Here is a 21,328-nt window from a genome sequence, read left to right on the forward strand (position 1 = left end):
ATTATGATAGGAAATAATTTAAAGATCGCTTGGCGAAATATGGTCAACAACAAACTGTACTCGATCATCAAGATCGGCGGATTCGCTTTTAGCATTGCGATTTGCATTCTTATTATGCTGTACATCCGACATGAAACCAGTTATGATAAAATGTATCCCAACATGAACCGTGTTTTCCGTCTTATCGTTTCAGCACCCGATGGTGATAAAGTGAGGCAAACCTTTGCCTTTCCTGCCCCAGCAGCTAAAACCTTGCAAGAGGAAATCCCAAGTGTTGAATTAGCCGGTCGCATTTTACCCAATACCTTATTTGGTGCCGGAAGCAATCTGTTTACTGTAAATGGCCGCGCGGAGAACTACCTTGATAAAGGTTTTGTATATGTTGATCAGTCCATTTTGGAAATATTTCCGCTTCCGGTCGTACAAGGACAGTTATCACATGCGCTGGACAAACCCAATGCGATAGTCATTACCAAAAGTAGGGCTCAGAAATATTTCAAAGGAAATGCCGTAGGACAAACCATCTATTTGAACAATAATAAAAATGTTTTATACAACATAACGGCTGTGATCGATGATGTTCCAAACAATTCCAGTCTCTATGGTTATGATTATTTTATATCCCTAGCGGGGGAACCTTTTTACCCGGGTGAGCAAAACAATTGGGGCGCGACAAATTACATTACCTATGTAAAACTGAAGGAGAATACAGATATTGCCAACGCACAGCGTAGCATTTCAAAAAACTATATTCAGGACCATTATATTTTGCTCAACAAAAAAAATGGAATGAAAATATCGCCAGAAATGATGCAATCAACCGTATTGCTTCAAAACGCCCTTGATATGCACCTGCACTCGAAGAATATTTCGGAATATGGAATGGCGACACAATATCAAAGCGACATTAAGATGGTCTGGATATTTACGGGCATTGCATTTTTTATATTATTGATTGCCTGTATAAACTTCATCAACTTATCAACGGCGAATGCAGCAACACGAGCCAAAGAAATCGGGATTCGAAAAACCATTGGATCAAATCGACGGACACTGATTATCCAATTTATGACCGAAGCGATATGTTACAGTCTTATTTCACTCCTTATAGGGTTATTATTAGCCTTCCTGTTATTACCGCTATTTAACAATCTAGCCAACAAAGCGCTGTTTATACCGTGGACAGTGTGGTACTTTGTTCCTTCGCTGATTTTGAGCATGTTGTTCATCGGTATCCTTGCTGGCTTATACCCAGCGTTCTATTTATCAGGATTTCAACCTATCAACGCATTAAAAAGTAAATCGGTTGCTAACCCTAAATCTTCGTTGCTACGTAATGGACTGGTTATTTTCCAGTTTGCAACATCTATTATATTGATCATCAGTGCACTCATTGCAAATCAACAAATCAGTTTTATGCTCAATAAAGACATTGGCTTTGATAAAGATCAGGTCATTGTACTTCGTGGTGTAACGGGTATTGCCTCTCAGGCAAAAGAATTAAAAAATGAATTGAAAGCCATTCCAACAGTTCGTGATGTCTCCATCGGCGACTACTTACCGGTTCAATTGGATGGCGCAAAAAGAAATGGGAATCTTTTTTGGTCCAAAGGAAAAGAAGATCTTGAATTGGGAGAAGGCGGGCAATTCTGGAATATCGACGAAAGCTACCTCACTACATTTGGACTAAAACTTATAGCCGGCCGAAACTTCGATCCACATATCGCATCGGATAGTTCTGGTGCTATTGTTAACAAAAGAATGCTTGCAGATCTAGGCATCAAGGGAAATCCGATTGGTGCACAAATTACCAATGGCATGACGTGGACCATTATTGGTGTCGTCGACGATTTTATCTTTGAATCGATGAAAGATGAGGGCTACTATCCCGTTTGTATGACCCTCGCCAACAGCCCCTCCATGCTTTCCATCAAGACTAAATCTACAGAGATGTCCAAAACATTGGCCGACATTAATACCGCCTGGAACAAGTTTTCACCAAATCAAAAAATCGATTACAATTTCCTCGATGCCGGCTTCGCAGATCTATATCAAGATGTCCAACGGACCAAAAATATCTTCAGTTGCTTTGCTTTTGTAGCCATTTTTGTTGCAGCTCTGGGACTTTTCGGACTGGCAACTTATGTGACCCAGCAACGAACCAAGGAAATCGGTGTCCGCAAGGTTCTCGGCGCAAGTTCCATCCGATTACTCAAATTACTCTCCGGAGATTTTATAAAATTGGTGTTTGTAGCTTTGATCATTGCTACACCTGTAGCGTGGTGGGCAATGAATCAATGGTTGAGAGATTTCAACTATCGAGTAGAAATCAATTGGTTCTACTTTATTCTAGCGGGTCTCAGTGCAATCCTGGTTGCTTTCGGAACCATTACTTATCAAACATGGAAAGTCGTCCGTGCCAATCCAGTCGATAGTTTAAGGGATGAATAAAGTCAGAAGATCTTAAAAATTGGTGTTCGTTGCCTTGGTAATTGCCTTGCCTGTTGCTTGGTGGGCAATGAACCAATGGCTCAGGGGGCATGGATGTTCGATTCTGGACGTAAACTGTTCGAAATCGGACATCCGAAAACAAAAAAAACAACATAAAACACTTATAACAAAACAATTACAACAATGGCAAGGGGATTGTAATTTTAATTGAGTGAATTGGTTCGCATTAGTTTAAACATAATATCCTCCAAAAAATGGCAAAAAATGATTTCAAACTAGCTTGGCGCAAACTTTTAAAAAATAAAGGTTTTACTTTCTTAAATATTGTTGGTCTGACCCTGGGTTTTACGGGTTTTATCCTTTCCTATCAATATATTAATCGCGAAACGAGTTACGATAAATGGAACCCACATTTTAAGGATATCTACCAAATTGGCCTTGAATCGGAAGGTGCATTTACGGACGAAACTTCACCTTCACTGGCTCCATTGCTAAAACAGAGTTTACCTGATATTGTATATGCAGGAAGAAAAATAGTCTATAACTACGGTAGTTACCCCCTTTTTGGTGAAAAAACAGTCCTTATCAAAAACGCGGCATTAATTGATTCTTCTGCTGCGCAAATTTTTCAGGTAAAAAATGCGACTGGACCGCTCTATAAAAACAAAGACCAAAAGGAAGCGACCTTGGTCAAAAGTCCTATTGCCGAACAACTGTTTAAAAAAGAAGATCTAAATTTTGACAGTCCCCATTCGGTTCCAACTCAAAGCCTTGCTCTAGGTATGCAGGAGACGATTTATGGTACGATCAAAAAACAGAGTCTGTCCATCATTGATTACGATCTCCTTTTTATCCGCGAACCGCAGGATCTCTTCGCCGATAATAATCCTTTTTTGTATCAAACTTATATTCAGGTTCGTCCCGGTACGGATATCCCAAAGTTGACTAATCGCATCAATGCGCTTTACCAGAAAGAAATTGCACCAAAAGATAAAATACGTTCTTCTAGTTATGCCAAGGGAAAAATCTATTTGGATCCATTAGCCAATCTTCATCTAAGGCCAAAAACAGGTACTGACACAGCTTATATCATTACGTGGATTATTGGTATTCTCTCCGTTTTGATCCTCTTACTTGCCGCTGCCAATTTTGCCAATTTGATTATGGCACAGGCGGATCAACGCATTAAGGAACTCGCGCTTAAAAAAATATTAGGCAGCTCACGCTGGGCTATCGTCAGACAATTGGTACTGGAAGTATTTATCCTGACTTTCAGTGCTGCAATCTTAAGTTTCGTCACTTTGGCTCTCACAGGAAATATTCTACAAAAATGGTTCAACGATGATCTTAAGGGGTATATTTTGAGCTCGGAGACAATCGCCCAACTTGCTATTGCCGTACTATTGACAACAATTCTATCGGCAATATACCCAGCTATCGTACTCTCTGGCTTCAAATCCGTTAATCTCCTTAAAGGCGGACTAACATCAGTACTCAAAAAAGGAACTTTCCGCAATGCCTTATTAACCTTTCAAATCAGCATGGCGATTTTGTTTATCTCGGGTATGTTAATCATCCGGGGCCAACTTCAGTACATGCAGCAGGCAGATAAAGGGTTTGAGCCAGCGCAGGTTATCAATTTCAAGGGAGTAGGTATGTATTACAATAAAAACAACTACGAACAATTAAAGAGGCGATTAGAAAATGATCCGAGTATTGCATCTACCGCATCGGCGACCAATATTCCGGGAGAAGGTGAGCAGCCTCCCAAAATGGATTTTTCCTATGCCCAAAAAAACATTTCATTTGCACATGTCGGCATTGATCCTGGATACTTCAAGACGTTAAACATCTCCAGTACACAGGGGAATACCAATATTTCATTGGACCAATTGCTTCGCGATTCCTTAGCCCATTATGCTATTATAAACGAATCTGCAGCCAAAAATTTAGGACTTTCAAACCCTATGGGTGCAAAAATTAAGGGCTGTGATGTAGACTTTGAAATTGTCGGTTTAGTCAAAGACAGTAAAGCTTATGGCTTTGAGAATGTAGTTCAACCGACCATCTATTCATTTAAAAATGAATGTGGCACTATGCGTTTTCAGACGACACTTATGGTCAAAACAAAACAAGGCATGGTCGATCAGGCAATTCAAACAGTCAAAGCAGAGTGGGCGAAAAACCCAACCGCAAAAGACCTCCCCCTTGATTATTCCTTTATGGATGAGCAATATGCTTTACAGCACAAAAAACAGCAAGAATTGCAGACGGCTTTTAATAGTTTCACTAGCCTCTCCGTGATCATCGCGGCCTTAGGGCTGTTCAGTATGGCGGCATATCAGGCGGCATTACGAAAAAAGGAAATGAGCATCAGAAAAGTACTGGGAGCATCGGTACAATTGCTCTTTGTTCAATTGAACAAACCATTTTTCAAACTCTTTTTGATCGGTATTGGCATAGCCCTTCCACTAGCCTATATGCTCATGAATAAATGGCTTTCTAATTTCGCCTATCACATTCAGCTTTCCTGGTGGTCGTTTTTGATTCCAATATTTTGCATATTTATCCTCATATTGGTTTCCATCAGTTTCCAATCTCTCAAAGTCGCAAAAACCAATCCAATAGATAGTCTGCGCGATGAATAAAAGATAATATGAGCAGTGATGGCCTTAACCCAGAGTCGAACAATAATTATGGTTACCGGTAAAAATATAAATACGAATATCTAAGATCTCAATACTAAAAAATGATACAATTAAAAAATTTATTCAAGTGGTATAATGTAGGTGGTACACGCTCATTCGTCCTTAAAGATGTAAGTCTCGATATCGCTGAAGGTGATTTTATCTCCATCATGGGACCTTCAGGGTCCGGAAAATCGACTTTATTAAATATTATCGGTATGCTCGACGAGCCTGATGAAGGTGAATATATCTTTATGGGCGAGAATGTGTTGGAAATGAAAGCGAAAAAAAGAACGCAACTATACCAATCCCACATCGGCTATGTATTTCAAGCTTACCATCTCCTGGATGAATTGACTGTATATGAAAATATTGAAACACCTTTGATCTATAAGGACATTTCGAGCAAAGAAAGAAAAGCTATTGTTGCCGATATGCTCGATCGCTTTGGTATTGTTGGTAAGAAGGATCTCTTCCCAGCCCAACTATCCGGTGGCCAACAACAGATTGTAGGTATAGCGCGTGCATTAGCGGGATCGCCCAAGTTATTGTTAGCCGATGAGCCTACGGGTAATTTAAATTCCAAACAAGGCGAAGAAATCATGGATCTATTCAAACAGCTCAACGATGATGGTGTTACGATCATACAAGTAACCCATTCTGAAAAGAATGCCGAATACGGTAAAAGAGTTGTCAATATGCTGGATGGTCAGCTCAAATAATTGTATGCCAATTTAACCTGGATAATCCCTACGCAGTACATCAATTACGGTAGGGATTTTTTTAGCTCATATTTCGAATCAATTCTTTAACTTCGTTATGATGAATGAGAGAGAGTTGAAATCGCTAATATCCCTGTTGGACGACACCGACCAACAGATTATTCAGGAAGTGGAACACCAGTTAAAAAGCCAAGGTCCTGAGATTGTACCCTATTTGGAAAAATTTTGGGAATCAAGCTTCGATCCCAGAATACAGGGACGTTTAGAGAATATCATTCATGAAATTCAATTTGATCAGACCAAAAACGAGTTACAGATCTGGAACCTGAGTAACTCATTCAATCTACTGGAAGGATTAATTATCCTCAATAATTATCAATATCCTTCTTATGAAGACCACAAGATTATTTTGGCGATAGAAGATCTCAAAACTGAGGTATGGCGCGGTTTGCATTACGACATGAGCCCACTGGAAAAAGTGAACCTAATGAATCATGTTCTTTTTGGCTCTTTCGGCCTAACAGGAAATACAAAGGACTATCATCACCCACAGAATTCCTATATTGGTCAAGTACTCGATACCAAACAGGGGAATCCCTTAACCCTATCCTGCATTTATAGTATCATTGCACAAAAATTGGACATTCCAATCTACGGTATCAATTTACCAAAGCATTTTGTATTGGCGTATATGGATTCGGATGAAGAAGGGAATGAAAATGTGCTGTTTTACATCAATGCCTTTAATCGTGGTCAGGTTATGCAAAAAAGCGATGTAAATTCATTTTTGAAGCAACTGAACCTCAATCCAGATAGAGAATTTACCTATCCTTGCGACAATGTGACTATCATTAAACGAGCTTTGCGAAACCTAATGTCTGCCTACGAGGAACATGAAAGTTCAAACAAGCAACAGGAAATCAAAGAGCTTTTCCAGTTGCTTGCTTAAACTGCATGTTAGAAAACATTAGCTTCACGAGCATCTAAAAAGATATAATTAGGCGTCATGGAGCCATAGGTTTTCGCCGCAATATCGGGTTTTACATTGCCTTCACTTAAGCCAACCAATGGAAAACGCGAAATTGTACGATTCGTTAGATCAGAAACATAAAAGAATTTTCCTTGGTCCGTACGGTCATCAATCGCTACACCCCAAGGTTTTACTAAGCCTGTATTAGCCCCACCGACAACATAATCCGGTTCCACGTTCATTTTATCCGTGGTGCCGCTAAATAAGGTATTTGGATCTTTGAAAAATAGTACTTCACTACCGGAAGTTACCGCCAACAAGTTCTTTTTGGGAGCGTAGGATACCGAGCCTAATCCCGTTTTACCATTGATATATACTTTCATCATTGGCGTAAATCTAGTGGAAGCTACAATGGTATCGCGAGCACGGTCGATGAGTTCTTGTTTGAGTTGTGAATATACCGCAAAACCACTTTTATTTTCTGTTCCTTCATTATTAAAACCAACCAGCACCAATTTCTCATTACTATCACTCGTGATGCTGTTCAATAAGGTCAGTGAACTCGGAACAATGGTCCCCAGGTTAATCTGTTTGTCAATGATCGGTGCTCCGCCTTTTGATCCTACTTTTCCACTTGGTGTACTTATAGCATATAACATGGAGTTACCTGCTCCGCGATTTGTAACAGCCAAAAGAAATGGTGTTGTAACAGATCCAGAAGTACCATTTTGTTGGGCATAAGTATAATAAGCCAAACCCCTTACATTTGTAAAACCAGTATATCCAATAGCACCTGCATTACCAGGAATTCCATAGATCTCATTGGCAAATGGAATCACTTGAAGAAAAGTATCTTGTGCTGTAACACTTGCCTGAAAGATAGCCCGGGCTGCTGCATCAAAAAGAATTGGGCCACCACCTTTTGCCGGAGAAAGATATTGATAGATATTATCCAAGTTGGTTGTATCAGCCGGATCGATAATCATCATGTTTTTAAGCGCGGAATTGTTCTGGTCGTAATCCGAGAAAGAAACATACAATCTGGAGATCAAAGTAGCACCCGTTCTTACAGGTTCATCATCCAGTTTCTTGCATGATGTAAAACCTATTACACTAACAAAGAATAGGATAATACAGGATCGAAACGAAAATTTCATATATTTTTTATTAAAAATAGTGTATTGCGTTAAACATACAAATCTACTAATATATGCAGCATATAAACGAATTTATATGATTCTTTTAAGGGCAAACTCGTATAAGTAAAACGGAAATATTTGTCAATTCGCTACTTTTTGATTAAAATTGTCCTTGTTTTTTGTTAGCACATACGATTATGGAAAATAAAGAATTTGTAAGGGAGAGGTTGGCATTACCGGGAGAGGGCAAAAAATTACTTTTACACTCCTGCTGTGCTCCTTGTTCTGGAGAAGTGATGGAAGCACTCATTGCTTCGGATATCGATTTTACAATCTATTTTTACAATCCCAATATTCATCCCCGCAAAGAATATGATTTACGCAAAGACGAGAACATCCGATTTGCGGAAAAACATAATATCCCTTTTTTTGATGCGGATTACGATGTTGATCATTGGTTCGATTTGGCCAAAGGGATGGAGCAAGAGCCTGAAAGAGGCATTCGCTGCACCATGTGTTTTGATATGCGTTTTGAAAAAACGGCTGAGTATGCAGCTGCGAATGGCTTTGATGTGATTTCAAGTTCGCTGGGTATTTCCCGTTGGAAAAACATGGAGCAAATCAATGACTGTGGTTTACGTGCGGCCTCCCGCCATGAAGGGATGGAGTATTGGACATTCAACTGGCGCAAGAAAGGTGGTTCTGCCCGTATGCTTGAAGTCTCCAAAAAGGAGAAGTTCTATATGCAGGAATATTGCGGCTGTGCTTATTCGCTACGTGACACCAACAAATGGCGTATGGCAAATGGGCGCGAAAAGATAGAGTTAGGCAAAAATTATTATGAATAAGCCCTGTTACTGGTGTATATAAAGCTTTGCTTCGGAATATTTAAAAAAATATTTCTATCCTAATGATTTTATACATACCTTTGCAGGCTCAAATGCAAGATTGTGAAACATCTAAAACAATACAGAATTCCCTTTTCGGGGCTCAACGCTGGAAAGCACAATTTTGAGTTTGACATTAATAAAAAGTTCTTTGACTGCTACGAACATTCGATTGTAAAAGATGGCAATCTGAAAGCAGAAGTTGAATTGCAAAAACAAGAAAATCTATTGATTTTGCATTTTGATATCCAAGGCGAAATTCAATTGACTTGTGATACCTGCTTAAAAGAGTTTATGTCACCGATTTCAATTCAAGAACGAATATTAGTCAAATTCACGGATGAAGATTGGACAGATAATACCGAAGAGGTGTTGATCTTATCCAAAAGCGACCATGAGTTGGATATAGCTGAGTTATTATACGAATACATTAATTTAGCTGTTCCCTATATCGTAAAATGTGAAGAGCAGGGACAAGGTATACAATGTGATCCTGACATGCTCGCGTTATTTACAAGCGAGCCTGATTCAGAAGAACAAAAAGAAGAAGAAATTATCGACCCACGTTGGGAAGCATTGAGAAATATTAAAAATAACTAAAACAAAAATACGAGATGGCACATCCAAAACGTAAAACTTCTAAATCAAGAAGAGACAAAAGAAGAACACATTATAAAGCTGAAGCTCCAAGCTTGACAGTATGTAAAGAAACTGGCGCAGTTCATTTACCTCACCGTGCGTATACTGTAGACGGAAACTTGTACTACAACGGTAAATTGATCATTGAAAATACAGCTGTTGTCTAAGGTAAACCTTTCATAACACCAAAACATCCCAGACAAGCACTATTTTAGAAATTTGCTTTACTTTGGGATGTTTTTTGCGTATTATTGATTTACTAAATAATAACGGATGAAGATTGGTTTAGATATTTTAGGAGGAGATTATGCTCCTAAAGCAACGATAACAGGTGCTATTGAAGCACAAAAACAGCTTACTGGAGACCAAAAAATAGTCCTTTTTGGTAACACTGAAGAGACTAAACAATTAATCAATCAAGCCGGAGGAAATTCATCTGACTTTGAATATGTAGAGGCTCCAGAAGTCATTGCAATGGGTGAACATCCTACCAAAGCAATAACTCAAAAACCCAACTCAAGTATTGCGAAGGGATTTGAATATTTAAAAAACAAAGAAATTGACTCATTCGCTTCTGCTGGTAATACCGGCGCCATGCTTGTGGGCTCAATGTTCAGCGTTAAAGCTATCCCAGGCGTATTACGTCCTGCAATAGCATCCATTGTTCCCAAATTAAAATCAGGCTTCGGAATCTTATTGGACGTCGGCGCTAATGCGGACTGTAAACCAGAGATGTTGAACCAATTTGCAATCTTGGGAAGTGTCTTTGCCGAACATGTGTTTAATGTATCCAATCCTAAAGTTGGATTATTGAATATCGGAGAAGAAGAAGAAAAAGGAAACATCCTAACAACCTCTACCTACCCCCTACTTAAAGCCAACGACAAGATTAACTTTATCGGAAATGCAGAAGGCCGTGACCTGTTCAGTGACCATGCCGACGTTTACGTCTGTGATGGATTTACAGGCAACGTCGTCTTGAAACTCGCAGAATCATTTTATGTAGTGACGTTGAAAAAAGGTTTTAAAGATGATTTCTTCGACCGATTCAACTACGAGCAGTACGGCGGAAGCCCCATCTTGGGAGTTAATGCTCCTGTCATTATTGGCCATGGTATTTCGACACCTGAGGCCATTAAAAATATGGTTTTATTTTCAAGAGATATGATCGAGTCTAAGTTCATTGACAGCATCAGATCTATTTTCAATTAGAATATTTATGTCAAAGATTCACGCCGCAATCACGGCTGTAAATGGTTACGTTCCGGATTATATCCTTACTAACAAAGAATTGGAAACAATGGTCGACACCAACGACGAATGGATTGTTTCCAGAACGGGAATCAAAGAGCGTCGCATCTTAAAAGGTGAAGGGCTTGCTACTTCAGATCTTGCTGTACCTGCAGTTCAAGGTTTATTGAAAAAAAGAGGTATAGCTGCTACAGATATTGACCTTATTATCTTTTGCACAAGCACACCAGATATGCTGTTCCCTGCGACTGCAAATATTCTGGCCGATAAAATCGGAGCTACAAATGCATGGGGATTTGATCTTCAGGCTGCTTGTTCAGGTTTCTTGTTCGGTCTGAATACAGGAACACAATTTATCACTGCTGGTACACATAAAAAAGTCCTTGTTATCGGTGCAGATAAAATGTCTTCAGTAATAAATTATCAAGACCGTAATACCTGTATCCTATTTGGTGATGGCTGTGGTTGTGTATTGTTGGAGCCAAATGAAGAAGGAATGGGTATACAGGATGCTATTTTAAAAACCGATGGTTCTGGAGGACAGTTTTTGAATATCAAAGGTGGAGGTTCACTGAATCCGGCGTCGCATGCAACTGTAGATGCAGGATTACATTATGCTTACCAAGAAGGTCGTACGGTGTTTAAATTTGCAGTAACCAATATGGCTGATGTAGCACATGAAGTTATGGTCAAAAATAACTTAAAGTCAGAAGATATTGCTTGGTTGGTACCTCATCAGGCCAACAAACGTATTATTGATGCAACTGCAGAACGTGTGGGTCTTCCGGAAGAAAAAGTGATGGTGAACATTCAAAAATATGGAAATACCACCAGTGGTACTATTCCTTTATGCCTATGGGAATGGGAATCTCAATTGAAAAAAGGAGATAATCTTATCCTTGCAGCTTTCGGCGGTGGTTTCACTTGGGGATCCATCTATTTAAAATGGGCGTATTAATTGTCCATTTTATGGTATAATTTATTACTTTTGACAGTTAGAATTTTTTAGAAACAAACAAAACCTAGAATACTATGGGTATGGATATCAAACAAATTCAGGACTTGATTAAATTCGTTTCAAAATCAGGTGTGAATGAAGTCTCAATTGAAGAGCAAGATTTTAAAATTACAATAAAGACAAATCAAGAGCCTACGTACGTGACAGCTACTGTTCCTGCTGTTGCTCCAATTGCTGCTCCTCAAGTTGCACAAGCAGCGGCGCCAGCTCCTGTGGCTAGCCCTGCAGCACCAGCGGTAAACGCTGACGCAAACTTGATAACAATCAAATCACCAATGATCGGTACATTCTACCGTTCGGCTGGACCAGGTAAACCATCTTTCGTTAATATCGGTGATGATATCAATACCGGTTCTGTATTATGTATCGTTGAAGCTATGAAATTATTCAACGAAATTGAATCTGAAGTTTCAGGTAAAATCGTTAAGATTTTGGTAGAAGACGCTCAACCTGTTGAGTTCGACCAACCATTATTCTTAGTTGAGCCTAAGTAATTTACAATTACGTAAATGAATACATGTAGCCTCCAAAGGGCTACATTTTTTGCAAACTTCATAATTCAAGACAATGTTCAAAAAAATATTAATTGCAAATAGAGGCGAGATTGCCCTGCGCATTATCCGTACCTGTCGTGAAATGGGTATTAAAAGTGTTGCAGTATATTCGACTGCTGATAGAGACAGCTTACACGTAAGATTTGCGGATGAAGCAGTTTGTATTGGTCCTCCACCGAGTAGAGACTCTTACTTAAACATTCCAAATATTATTTCTGCAGCTGAATTGACAAATGCAGATGCGATTCATCCAGGATACGGTTTCTTATCGGAAAACGCACGCTTTTCAGCAATCTGTGCAGAATATGGCATCAAATTTATTGGTGCTACTGCAGAACAGATCGAAAAAATGGGTGATAAATCCCGTGCTAAGGATACCATGAAAAAAGCTGGTGTTCCAACCGTTCCAGGATCGGATGGTTTGATCTCAAACGTAAAAGAAGGTATTATATTAGCGAATGAAATCGGCTACCCAGTAATCATCAAAGCAACTGCCGGTGGTGGTGGTCGTGGTATGCGTATCATTTGGAAAGATGAAGAGTTCGAACCAGCTTGGGATTCTGCACGTGTTGAATCTGCTGCGGCTTTCGGTAACGATGGCATCTACCTTGAAAAATATGTAGAAGAACCGCGTCACATCGAATTCCAAATTGTGGGCGATCAGTTCGGTACAGTATGTCACCTATCTGAACGTGACTGTTCGATACAACGTCGTCACCAAAAATTGATCGAAGAATCTCCATCACCTTTTATGACTCCCGAATTGAGAGCTGAAATGGGAGAGGCTGCTGTCAAAGGTGCTAAAGCTGTAAACTATGAAGGTGCTGGTACAATCGAATTCTTGGTTGACAAACACCGCAACTTCTACTTTATGGAAATGAACACTCGTATCCAAGTAGAACACCCTGTAACGGAAGAGGTAATCAACTTTGACTTGATCAAAGAACAGATAAAAGTGGCCGCAGGAATTCCGATCTCTGGTAAAAACTATGAACCAGGAATGCATGCAATTGAATGTCGTATCAATGCTGAGGACCCTTTTAACAATTTCCGCCCTTCACCAGGTAAAATCACCAACTTCCACTCACCAGGTGGACATGGTGTACGTGTAGATACACACGTTTACTCTGGTTATTCAATTCCGCCGAACTATGATTCTATGATTGCTAAATTGATCACTGTTGCACAAACACGTGAGGAAGCAATTTGTACCATGGAACGTGCGTTAAGCGAATTCGTCATTGAAGGGATCAAAACAACCATTCCTTTACATTTGAGATTGATGCGCGACCCTAACTTTAGAGCCGGCAATTTCACGACAAAGTTTATGGAAACTTTCGACCTAACGGAATATCCAGCAGAAGATTAAATAAAATTATCTTTACATACATAAAAAATACCATTCTTTACAATAAGAATGGTATTTTTGTTTCCAAACAATTTTTATGAGTACACCTAATTCGAAAGATCTAATACAAGCTATTAAAGATAAAGGGAAGAATATAGAAGCAGAAATGTCTTTTTTTGACCACCTTGAGGTTTTGAGATGGCATTTGGTCCGTTCAGCAATTGCGATCTGTATCTTTGCAGGTATTGCCTTTACATTCTACGATTTCGTATTCAACGATATCATCATGGGGCCAAAGAATCTAAATTTTTGGACCTATCGCATGATGTGTAAAGCTGCAGATGCTTTCAATTTAGCGGACTTCTGTGTCAAGAAAATTCCTTTTAATATCATCAATACCGAACTAGCAGGTCAATTTATGCTTCAGATAAACTCCTGTTTATTGATGGCTTTGATGATGGGCTTTCCTTACCTTCTTTTTGAAATCTGGTTATTTGTAAAACCAGCATTGACCGATGTGGAAAGACGCTCTGCACGAGGGTTTGTCTTTTACTCCTCTTTATTGTTTATTTTAGGAGCGCTCTTCGGATACTATATCGTTGTGCCATTATCCATAAACTTTCTGGCAAATGTATCCCTAAGTGATGAAATCGTGAACCAGATTACCATTGATAATTACCTTTCCACGATAGCAACATTAACATTGGGCTGTGGAATTGTTTTCCTACTGCCGATACTGGTATTTATTCTCTCGAAAATAGGCATTATGACCCCTGAATTTATGCGGGCCAGCCGTCGTTATGCAACTGTAATTATTTTAGTGATAGCCGCTATCATTACACCTTCTGCAGATGTGATCACCATGTTGACCGTTGCAGCACCAATGTTCTTATTATATGAGATCAGTATTATGGTTTCTGCGGATGTCAAAAGAAAAAAATTAGCACAAGAAAAATAAAATAACAATAAAAATGAGCAGCGTAAAGAAAATTGCGATTGGAAGTGACCATGCTGGTTTTGAATACAAAACAGCTTTGGTAAGCTTTTTGAATGAACTGGGTTATGAAGTAACAGACTTTGGAACAAACTCTCCAGATTCAGTTGATTATCCAGATTTCGCACACCCAGTTGCATCAGCAGTAGAAAATAAAGAAGCTGATGCCGGAGTCTTGATTTGTGGAAGTGCAAATGGTGTTGCTATCACAGCTAATAAACACCAAAATATTCGTGCTGCTATCTGTTGGTTGGAGGAAATTTCGGCTTTAGCCCGTCAGCATAATGATGCGAACGTGGTATGTATCCCAGCACGTTTTATCGACCTTGACCTTGCTAAAAAGATCGTCAACACATTTATGAACACGGAATTCGAGGGTGGACGTCACGCTAACCGTGTAAACAAAATAGCTTGTAGCTGTTAATAAATTAACATTTTTTAAGAAGCGGATGAAAGGTAAACTACACTTTTCATCCGCTTTTTTTTATATATTGTGCAGATACTGACACCTGTTATAAGATTAAGCAGATGATGCTCGCTTAATCCGGTTAATTAGCATTACAAAATAAAGCGTTGAAAGTCGCACTAGTAAAAAATAAACAATGAAAAAAATATACAACCTGCTTTGGATCGCATGCTCCCTAATGAGCTGTGCAAAAGCACAGGACGTAAACAGTAAATATGCAGATGAAATCACAGTAGAGTCGACGCAGAAGCATCTGCGCACTTTAGCTTCTGTCGATTTTGAAGGCCGAGGGACCGGCCAAAAAGGTGGGCGCCTGGCAGCAGAATATATTGCCAATGAATTTAAAAAATATGGACTTAGTGCGCCTGTCAATGGATCCTATTTCCAACCCCTGCAGCTAATTCGCAACAGCTTTAAGGTAAAGCAATTTAGTATTAACGATAGACCCTTCCAACATGGTAAGGACATTTTTGTCATTGGCAACAATGAGAACAAGTTCTTCGAAAGCAATGAAATTGTGTTTATTGGCTATGGCATAGATGATCCCAAGTATTCGGATATCTCAGGCATGGATCTCCACAATAAGATCGTTATGTTGATCAATGAGAATGAGCCAACAGATGAGAAAGGGAATTCATGGATTACCAGCAAAAAGGCTGCTTCGGACTGGGCAACAACCCGAAATAAAAAAGTCAAGGAGATCCTTAAACACAGTCCCAAAATGGTACTAGCCATCAATAGTCAGCTGTCTCAACTTTTGGAGGATGCAGGAGACCGTGCTATTGAGGGCCGTTATAATTTAGCGGTGGATCAACCTGCGCCTGAAAAGTCGCCCATGATCCCCGTGGTCAATATTACAGACCATGCAGCAAATTATATTCTAAACCTAGCAAGAACCAATCTTGCTACTGTGGTTGCAAAAATTAATCGTACGGGACAACCGAATTCCTTTGCTATTTCAACAAATTTTAAAGCTGAGTTTGGCACCAATGCGGCAACTTTAGCCGATCCTAATATTCTTGGCTACCTGGAAGGAACAGATAAAAAAGACGAAATCGTTGTGATCGGGGGCCACTATGACCACGATGGAATGGATTCCAAAGGAAATATCTTCTTTGGGGCCGATGACAATGCCTCGGGCACAACAGCTGTCCTTGAGTTGGCACGTGCTTTTTCTAAAGCTAAATCAACCGGAAATGGCCCACGGCGCAGTATTTTGTTCATCACCTATGCGGCAGAAGAAAAAGGTTTACTGGGTTCCAAATTCTATACAGAAAATCCCATATTTCCATTGAAAAACACCGTTGCCTGCATTAATATTGATATGATCGGCCGTGTTGACGACAAACATCTCAAAGGTAATCACGATTATATCCATGCGATCGGTTCAGATAAATTGAGCTCGGAGTTATATCAGATCAATAAAAATGAGAATGAAAAACATACGAAACTGGAGATTGACTATATGTATGACGATCCAAAGGATCCTATGCGCCTCTACTATCGCTCCGATCATTATAACTTTGCCAAGAAAGGTATCCCATCTGTATTTTACTTTTCGGGCTTGCATCCGGACTACCACACACCTGCAGATACCTATGACAAGATCGACTTTCCATTGATGGTTAAACGTGAAAAGCTCGCATTTTACACCGCATGGCAAATAGCCAATCGGGAAAATCGCCTGGTGGTTGACAATAATAAAGAGTAGGGTCAAATTATCGCCTGTAAAAAGGATTACTTTATACTGTATAAAAAAGCAAGTAAACAATCATTTACTTGCTTTTTTTATGTATTAAAATGACCTTTAGCATAAACCTTTTATCCACAATTTTTGTTACCTTTAATACAAAACAAGTATAATTTATGGCTTTTGTAGATTACTATAAAGTGCTTAGCATTGATAAAACAGCTTCAGCTGATGAGATCAAAAAAGCATATCGAAAACTAGCCCGTAAATACCATCCTGATGTCAACCCCAATGACAATGAGGCAAAACAACGATTTCAGGAGATTAATGAGGCAAATGAAGTATTATCCGATCCCGAAAAGCGCAAAAAATATGACCAATACGGTGAACACTGGCAACATGGAGAGGAGTATGAAAAAGCGCAGCAACAATACCGTCAGTCCCAATCCGCCGGAGGAAATCCATTCGGAGCTGGGGGAAATCCATTTGGTAGCGGCGGCTCCCACGAGTACACCGGAAACTTTGATGATGGGCAATTCTCGGATTTCTTCGAACAGATGTTTGGCAGCAGACGCGGGGGAGGCCGCCAAAGTACATTTCGTGGACAGGACTTTAATGCCGAACTCAGCTTAACCTTACAAGAAGCTTACACGACACATCAACAGACCTTCAATATCAATGGAAAAAGTATCCGCATCACGATTCATGCTGGAGTGGAGGATGGTCAAAAAATCAAACTGAAAGGATATGGCAGTGAGGGCATCAACGGGGGGCCGAAGGGAGATCTCTATATCACAATTAACATCACACCAGATGCCCGTTTTAAACGTCAGGGGAATGACTTATACACTACACTTGATGTAGACCTTTATACAGCTATTCTAGGCGGCGAAGTGACCTTAGATACGTTCGGCGGAAAGGTTAAACTGAAGATTAAAGCCGAAAGTCAAAATGGCGCAAAAATGCGACTTAAAGGAAAAGGATTCCCCTTATACCGCAAAGAAGGTGAATTTGGCGACCTTTATGTCACATTGAATATCCAAATGCCCAATAATCTGTCTGCCGAAGAAAAGGCATTGTTCCAACAGTTGAAGGATTTAAAACAATAATCTTATGGAAACGACACTCATTAAAGTCATCGACTTCTGCCAGTCCAGAAAGGTTGAAACAACCTTTCTGCAAAGCATGGAGGAATACGGACTCATACATATTGTCATTCAACAAGAAGAACAATATATCGATGAAGAGGAGCTCCAAAAATTGGAGCGTTTTTCAAATCTCTATTATGACCTTGAAGTAAATCCTGCAGGAATTCAGGTTGCTAGCCATCTATTGGAAAAAGTTGAGCAGCTCCAAAATGAAATTTTGCATTTAAAGAATAAATTGAAAGCCCTGGATTATTGATCCAAGGCTTTCAATTTATTCTTTAGAATTCGACATCCCGCTCTGTATTCACCTTAGTCTGCCAAACAATTTTGTCTTGCAATGTGGTATACAGAATTTCATAATCCCCTTTACAGGTCACAAAGGACCCATAAAAATCTCCGGGCTTCATCACGCGGTAAACAACCAGCTTTCGTTCTCCGTCAACTTCGCCATAAGCTTTCATTAACATATAGCCTGTTTTATTCACCTTTTCTTCAGGGATTTTATAATCCAAATGCGAACGGCTACTACCATCATCGGGGCATAAAATCTCTGTGCGGCTCGGGGTAAATTTATAACGATCGCGATACATAGCAACATTAGACATGACCACATCCTTCGCCCACGCGATATCGGTAAAATCCTCAGGGAAGAGAAAGATCAGCGACACCATTTTCTCTTGCCAAAGGCGCCCATTAAAAGGTATTACAAAATGAAGCAGTTTTTGCCCTTTAAAAGTTGTAGTCGTATAAAAATATCGCCCCTCCTTATTTTGCTCCCGTTGAAAAGAACTTAAATCAAGTAGGTGATTTTTTTTCCCTTTTACATTTGGCGAGTTGTTGACTACAGCAAGCATGTCATACTGATATTTTCCTTCCAGATGTCCAGAAAACAAAACCTGATACGCGGTATCTGAATAGCGTAAATGGCGCAATACACGACGAAATCGATTGTCAACCTGCTTTGCATTAATTGGATTAGTCTTACCTTGCCAATTTTTATCCTCCATAATATCATCTCCGAGGAATACGGTGAGCTCTTTGTTAATATTAACAAAATACTCATCTCCTTGTACAGCAAAACCGTTGGGAACCACTTTATAGGACTTACAGGAAGAAAGCATGGCCAAAACCACAATAAAATAGAAAATTTGAATGAATCTGCTCTGCATATTTATGATCTAATCTTTACTTCTTTAAATTTAAACGAATCGGCAATGTGTAAGCCACGCGTACCGGTCTACCGTTGACTAATCCCGGTTTCCATTTTTTCGCACCTTTTAGGAGCTCCAATGCCGCCTCTTTGGTTCCATAACCAAGATCTTTTTTTACATCAACATGGGATAAACTACCATCCTTTTCGACAATAAAAACCACTTCAACAATGCCATTAACCTCCCGTTTAATTGCTGCTTCAGGAAAAACAAAATTATCGCCTACCCAGATCATAAAAGATCGCATTCCCCCAACAGGTGTTGGTTGCACCTCAACTTTATCAAAAGTTACTAAGTCGGACTGAAAATCCAATGAAAGATTCCAGCGGTCGCTCTCATTTTCCGTCCTTATCGATTTTACTTCCTTGAGTTGTTTTTCCGTCTCTTCACCAGATTCAGCGCCCGGGAATGAATGAGATGACATCCGGACCTTTCTGCCCAATGTGTCGGTTTCCTCCCAATAATAAGTTGTTTTTCCGCCAACGGTAACGGGCAAGGAAAGCAGCGATCGAACGACTTTCCCATTGACGATTGCAGGTTTCCATTTCCCACTTGCTTTTACAGCATTTTCCACAGCTGATGCCAGGCCATAGCCCAAATCATTCTTAGCCTTTATATGGCTCAACTCACCGTTTTTCTCCACGATGGCTGTGATGACAATTACCCCGATCACATTATTCTTGATTGCTTCATCACTCACATGGATTCTACTGGCCAATCCCACGACATACTTTTTCATTCCTCCAACTGGAATAGCCAATACCTCCGGGTCTTTGTATATCTTCCTGTCTTCATTTACCTGTTCGTTTTTTAACTCCTCAGGTTGGTTCGATAATGCCTGGTCATCAATCACAGTTAACCTATTGACGCTTTCTTCAACATCCGCTACCATATCCTTGGCCCTACTCGTATTAAAGACCAACGTAGACCCCGCTACCACCAATAGCATGGGCAACACAATCACATATAACAAGCGTTGTCTTTGTACAGATTTAACTTTAAATAACATCGTGATGCGCTGCTTTAAAAAAGAATGATTGGAAAACTCATGTGAAAAAGCCAATTGATCTGTACGTAATGCATGAGCAACCAGCATTTCTGCATAAGCCACTTTATCGGTCGAGCATATTTCATCTACAATATACTCGTGTTGAAACCTTATTTCCTTTTGAAAGAAATACACAACAGGATTGAACCAATTAAAAATTTTCAGCAGCTCAATCAACACCAAATCGTAGGAATGCCCCTGGGCAGTATGGACCTGCTCATGCCATGCAATATTCTCCTTGTTTTTAATCGATTTTCCAATCACAATCCTATTAAAAAAAGAAAAACTCAGGTATTCGGGAGAAGAGCGCATTACCCGAACAAGTTGCCTGATACGCACCGCCAGGAAAAAAAAGGCGACGGCCACTCCTATCCAATAGATCTTGGTAAGAATATCCAATAGAAAAAGAGGTTTTTCTTCGATCGGACTCCCGATTTCGACATCCATATATGTTCCTAAATCGACCTGTGGAATATGATTGGAAATCATCTCTGTCTTGGGCAATTCAATAAAAATACCCACGGGAGCTAGTAAAGAAAATGCAACCATTCCAATCAGATAGATCCGATTCCATTGAAAAAAAGTAAGTTTTCTAAAAATCAGTTTGTAGAGCACAAAACTGATAATCAATGAAATATTGACAATCAATAAGTAAATCATAATCAAAAGTTTATAAAAGAGTATTGGTTGTTATTTATTACGTTCGATGATGGACAAGATGTCATCAAGTTCTTTGATGTCCAACCTGTTCTCTTCCAGAAAATAAGAGAGCATACTTTTGGGCGAATTATCAAAATAATTGGTTAATAACTTACCTGTAATACCTTTCTTATATTCCTCTTTTGAAATCTTTGGTAAATATTGATGACTTTTACCAAAGGATTCATGCGTTACAAAGCCCTTCGTTTCAAGAATACGAACGATGGTCGAGACCGTATTGTAAGCAGGTTTCGGTTCCGAAAGTCGATCAATAATCTCTTTGACAAAGCCACGGCCCATCTCCCAGAGCTCTTGCATAATCTGCTCTTCAGCTTTCGTTAACTCTTTAAAATCCTCCATAACTCCTCAAGAATAAATTAAATACCTGAATAATAAATCAATAGAC

20 protein-coding genes are annotated in these 21,328 nt (G+C 39.5%); 16 read left to right on the forward strand and 4 right to left on the reverse strand.

The genetic code is table 11. From position 1 onward, the window contains the following. The first annotated feature begins 3 nt into the window (after positions 1-3). From IQ31_RS08890 to IQ31_RS08905, 4 genes are all read left to right on the forward strand, one after another. On the forward strand, positions 4-2,451 hold the full coding sequence (locus IQ31_RS08890; protein WP_145327812.1) for an ABC transporter permease: 2,448 nt from the start codon (positions 4-6) through the stop codon (positions 2,449-2,451). Between the two features lie 254 nt (positions 2,452-2,705). Further along, positions 2,706-5,099 carry an ABC transporter permease gene (locus IQ31_RS08895; protein ID WP_075991149.1) on the forward strand — a complete coding sequence of 798 codons (2,394 nt, stop codon included), beginning with the start codon at positions 2,706-2,708 and terminating at the stop codon, positions 5,097-5,099. 101 nt (positions 5,100-5,200) lie between these two features. After that, positions 5,201-5,860 carry an ABC transporter ATP-binding protein gene (locus IQ31_RS08900; protein ID WP_046672265.1) on the forward strand — a complete coding sequence of 220 codons (660 nt, stop codon included), beginning with the start codon at positions 5,201-5,203 and terminating at the stop codon, positions 5,858-5,860. Positions 5,861-5,957: 97 nt separating this feature from the next. Next, a complete protein-coding gene (locus IQ31_RS08905) occupies positions 5,958-6,809 on the forward strand; it encodes a transglutaminase-like domain-containing protein (protein WP_312352434.1) in 852 nt (283 codons plus the stop codon). A gap of 8 nt (positions 6,810-6,817) precedes the next feature. On the opposite strand, the gene IQ31_RS08910 is transcribed toward IQ31_RS08905, so the two are convergent. Beyond that, a complete protein-coding gene (locus IQ31_RS08910; RefSeq protein WP_075991148.1) occupies positions 6,818-7,987 on the reverse strand; it encodes a hypothetical protein in 1,170 nt (389 codons plus the stop codon). Between the two features lie 179 nt (positions 7,988-8,166). Here IQ31_RS08910 and IQ31_RS08915 point away from each other — a divergent pair, with 179 nt between their 5' ends. From IQ31_RS08915 to IQ31_RS08970, 12 genes are all read left to right on the forward strand, one after another. Next, complete coding sequence (locus IQ31_RS08915; RefSeq protein ID WP_088160311.1) at positions 8,167-8,817, forward strand: epoxyqueuosine reductase QueH; 651 nt, start codon at positions 8,167-8,169, stop codon at positions 8,815-8,817. A 102-nt stretch (positions 8,818-8,919) separates the two neighbouring features. Continuing rightward, positions 8,920-9,456 carry a YceD family protein gene (locus IQ31_RS08920; RefSeq protein WP_088160310.1) on the forward strand — a complete coding sequence of 179 codons (537 nt, stop codon included), beginning with the start codon at positions 8,920-8,922 and terminating at the stop codon, positions 9,454-9,456. Positions 9,457-9,470: 14 nt separating this feature from the next. Next, entirely contained in the window at positions 9,471-9,662 is a 192-nt protein-coding gene (rpmF, locus tag IQ31_RS08925) for a 50S ribosomal protein L32 (protein ID WP_046672269.1), read from the forward strand. A 106-nt stretch (positions 9,663-9,768) separates the two neighbouring features. Next, entirely contained in the window at positions 9,769-10,707 is a 939-nt protein-coding gene (gene plsX / locus IQ31_RS08930) for a phosphate acyltransferase PlsX (RefSeq protein WP_075991146.1), read from the forward strand. Positions 10,708-10,714: 7 nt separating this feature from the next. After that, positions 10,715-11,704 carry a beta-ketoacyl-ACP synthase III gene (locus tag IQ31_RS08935; protein ID WP_046672271.1) on the forward strand — a complete coding sequence of 330 codons (990 nt, stop codon included), beginning with the start codon at positions 10,715-10,717 and terminating at the stop codon, positions 11,702-11,704. A gap of 74 nt (positions 11,705-11,778) precedes the next feature. Further along, positions 11,779-12,258 (forward strand): acetyl-CoA carboxylase biotin carboxyl carrier protein, encoded by a 480-nt coding sequence (gene accB / locus IQ31_RS08940; RefSeq protein ID WP_075991145.1) that lies wholly within the window; start codon positions 11,779-11,781, stop codon positions 12,256-12,258. A gap of 73 nt (positions 12,259-12,331) precedes the next feature. Continuing rightward, positions 12,332-13,687, forward strand: a complete 1,356-nt coding sequence (accC, locus tag IQ31_RS08945; protein ID WP_075991144.1) for an acetyl-CoA carboxylase biotin carboxylase subunit — start codon at positions 12,332-12,334, stop codon at positions 13,685-13,687. Between the two features lie 76 nt (positions 13,688-13,763). Continuing rightward, positions 13,764-14,624: a twin-arginine translocase subunit TatC gene (gene tatC, locus IQ31_RS08950; protein WP_088160308.1), complete on the forward strand. Its 861-nt coding sequence runs from the start codon at positions 13,764-13,766 to the stop codon at positions 14,622-14,624. A gap of 13 nt (positions 14,625-14,637) precedes the next feature. Next, positions 14,638-15,084, forward strand: a complete 447-nt coding sequence (gene rpiB / locus IQ31_RS08955; RefSeq protein ID WP_088160307.1) for a ribose 5-phosphate isomerase B — start codon at positions 14,638-14,640, stop codon at positions 15,082-15,084. A gap of 178 nt (positions 15,085-15,262) precedes the next feature. Further along, a complete protein-coding gene (locus tag IQ31_RS08960) occupies positions 15,263-16,837 on the forward strand; it encodes a M28 family peptidase (RefSeq protein ID WP_088160306.1) in 1,575 nt (524 codons plus the stop codon). Positions 16,838-16,992: 155 nt separating this feature from the next. Then, complete coding sequence (locus tag IQ31_RS08965) at positions 16,993-17,925, forward strand: DnaJ C-terminal domain-containing protein (RefSeq protein ID WP_145327813.1); 933 nt, start codon at positions 16,993-16,995, stop codon at positions 17,923-17,925. A 4-nt stretch (positions 17,926-17,929) separates the two neighbouring features. Further along, positions 17,930-18,220, forward strand: coding sequence for a chaperone modulator CbpM (locus tag IQ31_RS08970; RefSeq protein ID WP_088160304.1), 291 nt, complete (start codon positions 17,930-17,932; stop codon positions 18,218-18,220). 22 nt (positions 18,221-18,242) lie between these two features. Here the strand turns inward: IQ31_RS08970 and IQ31_RS08975 are convergent, their stop codons facing one another. Genes IQ31_RS08975 through IQ31_RS08985 form a run of 3 tightly spaced genes read right to left on the reverse strand, consistent with a single transcriptional unit; the run spans position 18,243 to position 21,282 of the window. Then, entirely contained in the window at positions 18,243-19,133 is an 891-nt protein-coding gene (locus IQ31_RS08975; protein WP_088160303.1) for a hypothetical protein, read from the reverse strand. A gap of 16 nt (positions 19,134-19,149) precedes the next feature. Next, complete coding sequence (locus tag IQ31_RS27630; protein ID WP_088160302.1) at positions 19,150-20,883, reverse strand: energy transducer TonB; 1,734 nt, start codon at positions 20,881-20,883, stop codon at positions 19,150-19,152. 30 nt (positions 20,884-20,913) lie between these two features. Then, the gene (locus tag IQ31_RS08985; RefSeq protein ID WP_075991136.1) at positions 20,914-21,282 is read right to left on the reverse strand and encodes a BlaI/MecI/CopY family transcriptional regulator; all 369 of its coding nucleotides are present in this window, start codon (positions 21,280-21,282) and stop codon (positions 20,914-20,916) included. Positions 21,283-21,328: the final 46 nt, after the last annotated feature.

Origin of the sequence: Sphingobacterium siyangense (assembly GCF_007830445.1) — a bacterium.
Taxonomy (GTDB): domain Bacteria; phylum Bacteroidota; class Bacteroidia; order Sphingobacteriales; family Sphingobacteriaceae; genus Sphingobacterium; species Sphingobacterium siyangense.

Bases quoted from the DNA above. Each gene is read 5' to 3' on its own strand.
- IQ31_RS08970 (WP_088160304.1), top strand. From the start codon at position 17,930: ATGGAAACGACACTCATTAAAGTCATCGACTTCTGCCAGTCCAGAAAG.
- rpiB (WP_088160307.1), top strand. From the start codon at position 14,638: ATGAGCAGCGTAAAGAAAATTGCGATTGGAAGTGACCATGCTGGTTTT.
- IQ31_RS08890 (WP_145327812.1), top strand. From the start codon at position 4: ATGATAGGAAATAATTTAAAGATCGCTTGGCGAAATATGGTCAACAAC.
- IQ31_RS08965 (WP_145327813.1), top strand. From the start codon at position 16,993: ATGGCTTTTGTAGATTACTATAAAGTGCTTAGCATTGATAAAACAGCT.
- IQ31_RS27630 (WP_088160302.1), bottom strand. From the start codon at position 20,883: ATGATTTACTTATTGATTGTCAATATTTCATTGATTATCAGTTTTGTG.
- IQ31_RS08935 (WP_046672271.1), top strand. From the start codon at position 10,715: ATGTCAAAGATTCACGCCGCAATCACGGCTGTAAATGGTTACGTTCCG.
- IQ31_RS08910 (WP_075991148.1), bottom strand. From the start codon at position 7,987: ATGAAATTTTCGTTTCGATCCTGTATTATCCTATTCTTTGTTAGTGTA.
- accB (WP_075991145.1), top strand. From the start codon at position 11,779: ATGGGTATGGATATCAAACAAATTCAGGACTTGATTAAATTCGTTTCA.
- IQ31_RS08895 (WP_075991149.1), top strand. From the start codon at position 2,706: ATGGCAAAAAATGATTTCAAACTAGCTTGGCGCAAACTTTTAAAAAAT.
- IQ31_RS08985 (WP_075991136.1), bottom strand. From the start codon at position 21,282: ATGGAGGATTTTAAAGAGTTAACGAAAGCTGAAGAGCAGATTATGCAA.
- rpmF (WP_046672269.1), top strand. From the start codon at position 9,471: ATGGCACATCCAAAACGTAAAACTTCTAAATCAAGAAGAGACAAAAGA.
- IQ31_RS08915 (WP_088160311.1), top strand. From the start codon at position 8,167: ATGGAAAATAAAGAATTTGTAAGGGAGAGGTTGGCATTACCGGGAGAG.
- plsX (WP_075991146.1), top strand. From the start codon at position 9,769: ATGAAGATTGGTTTAGATATTTTAGGAGGAGATTATGCTCCTAAAGCA.
- IQ31_RS08960 (WP_088160306.1), top strand. From the start codon at position 15,263: ATGAAAAAAATATACAACCTGCTTTGGATCGCATGCTCCCTAATGAGC.
- IQ31_RS08975 (WP_088160303.1), bottom strand. From the start codon at position 19,133: ATGCAGAGCAGATTCATTCAAATTTTCTATTTTATTGTGGTTTTGGCC.
- tatC (WP_088160308.1), top strand. From the start codon at position 13,764: ATGAGTACACCTAATTCGAAAGATCTAATACAAGCTATTAAAGATAAA.
- IQ31_RS08900 (WP_046672265.1), top strand. From the start codon at position 5,201: ATGATACAATTAAAAAATTTATTCAAGTGGTATAATGTAGGTGGTACA.
- accC (WP_075991144.1), top strand. From the start codon at position 12,332: ATGTTCAAAAAAATATTAATTGCAAATAGAGGCGAGATTGCCCTGCGC.
- IQ31_RS08905 (WP_312352434.1), top strand. From the start codon at position 5,958: ATGATGAATGAGAGAGAGTTGAAATCGCTAATATCCCTGTTGGACGAC.